The 6,732-nt window shown below is 38.8% G+C and carries 3 protein-coding genes; 2 read left to right on the forward strand and 1 reads right to left on the reverse strand.

Features of this window, described 5'->3' with window-relative positions:
- Positions 1 to 86: 86 nt before the first annotated feature.
- Entirely contained in the window at positions 87 to 1,454 is a 1,368-nt protein-coding gene (locus QUA25_RS28310; RefSeq protein WP_333042990.1) for a serine/threonine-protein kinase, read from the reverse strand.
- Positions 1,455 to 2,439: 985 nt separating this feature from the next.
- Between QUA25_RS28310 and QUA25_RS28315 the strand changes: the two genes are divergently transcribed.
- Together QUA25_RS28315 and QUA25_RS28320 are read left to right on the forward strand one after the other, a co-directional pair.
- Complete coding sequence (locus QUA25_RS28315) at positions 2,440 to 5,283, forward strand: ATP-binding protein (RefSeq protein WP_333042992.1); 2,844 nt, start codon at positions 2,440 to 2,442, stop codon at positions 5,281 to 5,283.
- Between the two features lie 47 nt (positions 5,284 to 5,330).
- Positions 5,331 to 6,680: a diguanylate cyclase domain-containing protein gene (locus QUA25_RS28320; RefSeq protein ID WP_333042994.1), complete on the forward strand. Its 1,350-nt coding sequence runs from the start codon at positions 5,331 to 5,333 to the stop codon at positions 6,678 to 6,680.
- Positions 6,681 to 6,732 lie beyond the last annotated feature (52 nt).

The following is a 6,732-nucleotide window of genomic DNA, read 5'->3' on the forward strand; positions in this document are numbered from 1 at the left end:
ACATCTCAACTTATACTTAGATTTACATCTCTCATTATACACGCTCGATGATTTACAAATCATTTGCGATCGCTATATCTTAAATTTCACAACCGTCCTCCTTTCTCCAACTTGTCCAATAAATCCTCAGCAACTTCATACCATTTTCGCCTAATTTCAGCATCTTCTGGCTTTTCTGTCAAGCTGCGCCCTTGTAATTCTGGATATTTATTGTAATATAATTCATCAACTTTTTGATAGAATATATCTTGCTCAATGTTGAGATTTTTGCGTCGTTTACCAATCTTTTCTTGACGAATTATTTCTGCTTCCTCTAAGGATGTATCGGGAGGTTGCTGGCGCGAAGTTAATTTAGGTAACTCCGGCAACTTGGGCAACGTGAAACCAGATTTGACTACACTAAAAGCTAAAAGTCCTGGCACCAAAACGACAGTTAAACTCCCTAGGGTTTTCCAAGGAATTAACTTGAATGTGCTGTTATGGTTAACAATTTGAGGGTTTGGGTTAACAGGAGTATGATTGCTGGTAGCAGTTTGAGTGGTGTTTTTGAAAGGGCGGCCGACAAAGTTCATTGTCACCATTTGGGAAATTATACTGCCAATTTGAGAGAGTTTTGGATCTTTGAGTGCTTCGCGGACTTCTTTTGCGGATTGGTAGCGATCGCCCGGTTGTTCTGCTAACATCCGATCCAATACCGTGGCTAAATTAGGGCTGACACTGACGTGCGATCGCCAATCCCAAGTTTTATTATTGATATCGTACAATTTTTGAGGCTTTTTGCCGCTTAGCAGTACCAAAGCCGTGACGGCTAAAGCGTACAAATCGCTAGCAGCAGAAACTTTCCCCAGTCGCATTTGTTCGGCTGGCGAATAACCCTGTTTGCCGATCGCCGTATCCGATTGTCCGTTAAACTGAAGTACGGCATTGGCTGCAATTTGTTTGACAGAACCGAAATCAATTAAAAAGGGTAGTTTGTCAGCATCATGCTGAATAATATTATCCGGGGAAATATCGCGGTGAATTAAATTTTTTGAGTGGATGTATTCTAAAACTGGTAAAAGCTGAAATAGCAGTTGAGTAACTTCGGCTTCGGTAAAATTTTTACCTTGCTGCTGGCGCGATATCAATATTTCTTCGTAGGTTTGACCCTTGATATAATCTTGCACTAAAAATAAAGATTGATTCCCGCCCAAATCCGTTCGCAGGAGTTCTCGAAACCTTGGAATTTGCGGGTGTTGGAGGTGGTAAAGCATACTCGCTTCGCGATCGAACAATTCGGCAGCTTTCGGGCTATGCACCACCGGAGAAAACTCTTTGAGCACGCAATGTTCGTTGTAGCGGTTGATATCTTCGGCAAGGTAAGTGCGGCCGAAGCCGCCCCGGCCCAATTCGCGGAGGATGCGGTAGCGTTTTTCGAGAGTCGAACCAGGGGTGAGGAGGGAGGAGTTAGACATAAACCACGGCAAATTGTTCGATTTGGGGAGTCGCCGAGCACAGTATAGCTCATTGTAGCTAAGTTTGTTTGAATGCGAGCGAAGGAAGGGCGATCGCCCCAGCAATATCAATCCTCTACTCAATAGCTTTACCGATCGTTTGATGATGTAGACTCTCCCTCATCATTATCAAAAAAACGACTAAACTAAGCGCTATTTCTGGACTAGCTTTTAACTAGAATTGCTTCTCATCCTGATGTTGTCGTCAAATCGAGGTGAAGTCAACTGGCAGTGCATATTCTGCACAATTGTGTCCCAGTAGGTGATTCAGCTTTTGGGGAGATGTCTAATGTTTCTCGGCCCAATGACAAGTTGAGTAATTTGACTGAATTCTGTCTGCTATGGAAATAGCGATCGCCTCTAAGGACACTTATACAAAATATAAACATTTTGTCAATGCGTAAGTTCTAGAAGTTAAGATGCTGGAGAGAGGTCTTTTCTGAGATTTAGCAACAATTCTATATATAAATTGTTAAAAAATGTATTACTCTATGGTCTATAACAATAAAATATTTACCAAAGGTAGGAGTCTTCCGTAGAGAAGAGGATTGAATAGTTATAGGACTAGAGTCTGTTACATTACATGAATTTTTATGTACTGTAATAAAGATGACATTAATTAGTATGTTCTTTCAACTAGAATAGATATTCAGCAAAAGACAGCGTAATATTGATATTAGTCAGGTACCTGCTGGGCAAATTATAAAAAAGTCTCAATCAGTTACTGAATGACGGCAACTCCAAAAATTCCGTTAGGCATGATCTTGGTTCGGCCTTTTATCCTAAATATTTTTGTAGGTGTAGGAATAACGGGGTATGTCTCTTTACATAATGGACAAACAGCTACTAAGGAAATTGTCAAATTCTACCATGAGGTTAGAGCGCAGATTGACAATCATTTTAATAGCTCTTTAAAAATAAATTATTATCTATTACTTATTAGATTATGAACAAGCCCTTACACCAGCGCCTCACCGAACCCATAAATTTAATGGCATTGTTGTTGATTTTTATATTTCCTTTTGCTCTGGTAGTTTATCAATTAATTGCTGAAATTGATATTAAAATTGAATTTGCTCAAGAAGAAAAAGTCGGCTTGGCATATAACTATCCGTTGAAAAATTTGCTTGTCGCTGTTATTGAACACCGCACGCAAGTTAATCAATATTTAAATGGGGACAAGTCTTTAGCCCCTGCGATCGCCACGGCAACAGAAAAGATCGAGACGGCAATCCAAAACCTCAATGCCGTGGAAAAACAGCTATCGCCCCAATTTAAAACTAGCCCGCAATGCCTAGCGCTCAAAACTTCCATTAATGGCAACTGGCAGCGATTAAAAAAGCAAAAATTAAACTTATCTCCTACCCAAAGCTGGCAAGCACATACAACTGTTGTTAACGATATCCTCGATTTAATTGCACACATCGGAGATGTTTCTAATCTCATTCTCGACCCATCTTTAGACAGTTATTATTTAATGGATACCGTTGTCACGCAGCTACCATTAACGATAGAGAATACGGCTCAAGCTAAAGATATCGGTGCAAATATCGCCGCTCAACACGCTAAACAAAAAATTGCAGACAGCGATCGAGCCAAACTTTTGATTATTCGGAGTTTAATTGCACCGCCTATACAAGCAGTCGAAAGAGGCTTGCAAATTTCTGCTAATGCTAATCCTCAAATTCAGCGGCAGCTATCCACTAGCGTGCGCGCAAATTTCAAGAATATCAAAAGATTTATTGACTTACTCGACAAAGATATCATTAATGCCAATAGCATCAACTTAAAGCCATTCGTATATACAGCGGCAGCCAAAACTGCCCTAGAGTCCCAATTAAAACTTTACGATACAGCTTTTCCACTTTTAGATCGTTTATTGGAACAGCGACTGAATCAGTTAGTTGGTAGAAAATATCAAATCCTCGGGTTTGCACTGCTAGTATTAGCGGTAGTTACTTACATTTTTATGGCTTTGGTCAGCAACCGCAAAAAGCGCCAACAATTTGAAAAAGAATTGCAAGCTGCTGAAGCCAAATATCGCAGTATTTTTAAAAATTCAATTCACGGAATTTTTCAAATTACACCAGCCGGCGAATATCTTAGCGCTAATCCAGCCTTGGCTGAAATTTATGGTTACAATTCTCCTGATGAATTAATTGGCAAATTAACCAATCTTAACCAACAACTTTATATCGATCCCAACCGCCGAGAAGAATTCGTAAAAATTATAGGCGATTGCGGCAGTGTTGCCGACTTTGAATCTCAAGTTTATCGCCGCGACGGTAGTATTATTTGGATTTCAGAAAATGCTCGCGCTATTTGTGATGAAAATGGCAATATTCTCTACTACGAAGGTACAGTAGAAGACATTACCGAATACAAACGTGCCGAACAAGAAATTTATGCCGCCAAAGAAGCCGCAGAAAATGCCAACCGCGCCAAAAGCGAATTTCTGGCTAACATGAGTCACGAACTGCGAACCCCACTCAACGGTATCTTAGGCTATGCCCAAATCCTCAAACGTTCTGTCAAACTAGGAGAACACGAACAAAATAGCGTTGAAATTATCTACCAGTGCGGTTCTCACCTGCTAACTTTAATTAACGATATTCTCGATTTGTCTAAAATAGAAGCTCAAAAAATGGAACTCTACCCCACAGAATTTCATTTTCCCGCTTTTCTGCAGGCCGTTGCCGAAATTTGTCGCATTCGCGCTGAACAAAAAAGTCTCAAATTTAGCTACCAACCCGATCCCGATTTACCCATTGCCATTCATGCCGACGAAAAGCGCTTGCGACAAGCATTAATTAACCTTATTGGTAACGCCATCAAATTTACAAAAATAGGAGACATAAGTTTTAGTGTCAGTGTAATTGAAAAGACTATTAATTTTTCCCATCAAACTTGCTGTAAAATTCGCTTCAGTGTTAAAGATACAGGAGTCGGAATTAAACCCGAAGAAATGGCCAAAATATTTTTACCTTTTGAACAAGTTGGATCTCGCAAAAATCAAGCAGAAGGAACGGGATTAGGACTGGCAATCACTCAAAAAATTATTCAATTAATGGGTAGTACCATTCAAGTCACCAGTCAATTACAAATGGGCAGTATTTTTGGGTTTGATTTAGAATTATTAGAAGCTACAGAATGGGTTAATAAAAGTTCTCAAACTGACAAAGGTAAAATTATTGGATTTAAAGGAAATCCCCAAAAAATTCTCGTGATTGACGATCGTTGGGAAAATCGCTCGGTCATTGTTAATTTACTGACTCCTCTAGGATTTGAAGTAATAGAAGCGACTAACGGTAAACAAGGATTGAACATAGCTATTCAGGCTAAACCAGATTTAGTGATTACAGATTTAGTTATGCCAGAAATGGATGGATTTCAATTGATGGAATACTGGAAAACAAGCTTAGAATTAAAAGATATTAAAATAATTGTTTCTTCGGCGAGTGTTTTTGAAACAGACCAAAATCAAAGCTTACAAGCTGGAGCTGTTGATTTTTTAGCCAAACCAGTTCAAGCTGAAGAACTTTTAGAAAAGTTAGAACTTCATTTACAAATAGAGTGGATTTATGAAGCTGTATCATTGATGCCTTCAGGCAGGAAACCCAATTACGATAAAATTGTTCCTCCTCCTCCAGAAGCATTAGATAAACTGTTTAATTTAGCGTTGCGAGGTAATTTGAAAGAGATTATAAAACAGACAGAAACTCTTGAAGAAACCGATCCAAAATATATGTCATTTGCGTCAAAATTGCGGCAGTTAGCTAAAGAGTTTTAAGAGAAAAAAATTTTGGAAATGCTCACTCAATACAAGGAAATAAATTTATGAAAAATTTAAATTCTTACTCAAATACAATTTTGGTAGTGGATGATGTCCCTGCTAATTTAGGAATCTTAGCGGATTTCCTCAGTGAAGCTAGTTTTGAGGTTTTGGTCGCTCAAGATGGAGAAAGTGCTATTCAAAAAATAAATTATGTGATTCCCGACCTAATTTTATTAGATATAATGATGCCCGGAATAAACGGATTTGAAACTTATGAACGCTTGAAACTAAACCCCCTATGGAGTAAAATTCCTGTAATTTTTATTACGGCTCTTTCGGAAACAGATAATGTTGTCAGAGGTTTATCTTTAGGAGCAGTAGATTATATTATTAAACCTTTTCAAAAAGAAGAGGTTTTAGCGAGAATTAAAACTCATTTAGAACTGCGAGATTTAACTAAAACTATTGAAGTTAAAAATCAGCATTTATTGCAAGAAATTGGTGAACATACTAAGGCTCGTGCAGACTTAAAACAGCTAAATCAAGAATTAGAAATCAGAGTCAAGGAACGAACAGCAGAACTTTCTCAAACGCTGCAAGACTTGTACAGAAGTCAAGCTCAATTAGAGCATAATGCCTTTTATGACTCCTTAACAGGTTTGCCAAATCGAGACTGGTTGATTAAGCGATTGCAGGAGCTAATTGCAGCAAATTCAAGTTATTCTGTTTTGTTTATTGACTTAGATCGCTTTAAAATTATTAATGATAGCCTGGGACATTTAGCAGGAGATGAGCTACTAAAGTGCGTAGCAAAGCGGATGCAAGGATGTTTAAAATCTTCCCAAACTGCAACGCGCATGGGTGGGGATGAATTTGTGATTTTAGTAGAAATAGAAACAGGGATTGCAGTTGCTCAAGAACTATTAGAACAGTTCAAGTTACCCTTTAAGTTTAATGACTATGAAGCGATAGTCGAAGCGAGTATTGGCATAACTTCTAGTGCAATGGATTATCAACAACCGATGGATATCCTTAGAGATGTGGATATTGCGATGTATCGAGCCAAAAAGCAGGGAAGTGGTAACTATCAGGTTTTCGATCCGCAGATGCAAGCGGATGCGATCGCACGCCTCGAACTGGAGCAAGACTTGCGAAAAGCGATCGCTCAACAAGAATTTTGCTTGTACTATCAACCTATTGTTTCCCTCGTTACTGGAGAAATTAAAGGTTTTGAAGCTTTAATCCGTTGGAATCATCCCAAAGGCATAATTTCACCCGATCAATTTATCCCTGTTGCTGAAGAAACAGGATTAATTAATCCTTTAGGTTGGTGGATTTTACGGGAAGCTTGCAACCAGTTACGACGTTGGCAAGAGGAATTGCCTGACGTAAGGATTCAGGTCTGTGATTGAGGAATAAGAGAAGGCATAAAAAAGTTACAAGAATGGGCAGATATAGCATCAC

Source organism: Microcoleus sp. Pol17C6 (genome assembly GCF_036701145.1).
Lineage (GTDB): Bacteria > Cyanobacteriota > Cyanobacteriia > Cyanobacteriales > Microcoleaceae > Microcoleus.

Coding starts and splice junctions, on each gene's coding strand:
- QUA25_RS28310 (WP_333042990.1), bottom strand. CDS start 1,454: ATGTCTAACTCCTCCCTCCTCACCCCTGGTTCGACTCTCGAAAAACGC.
- QUA25_RS28315 (WP_333042992.1), top strand. CDS start 2,440: ATGAACAAGCCCTTACACCAGCGCCTCACCGAACCCATAAATTTAATG.
- QUA25_RS28320 (WP_333042994.1), top strand. CDS start 5,331: ATGAAAAATTTAAATTCTTACTCAAATACAATTTTGGTAGTGGATGAT.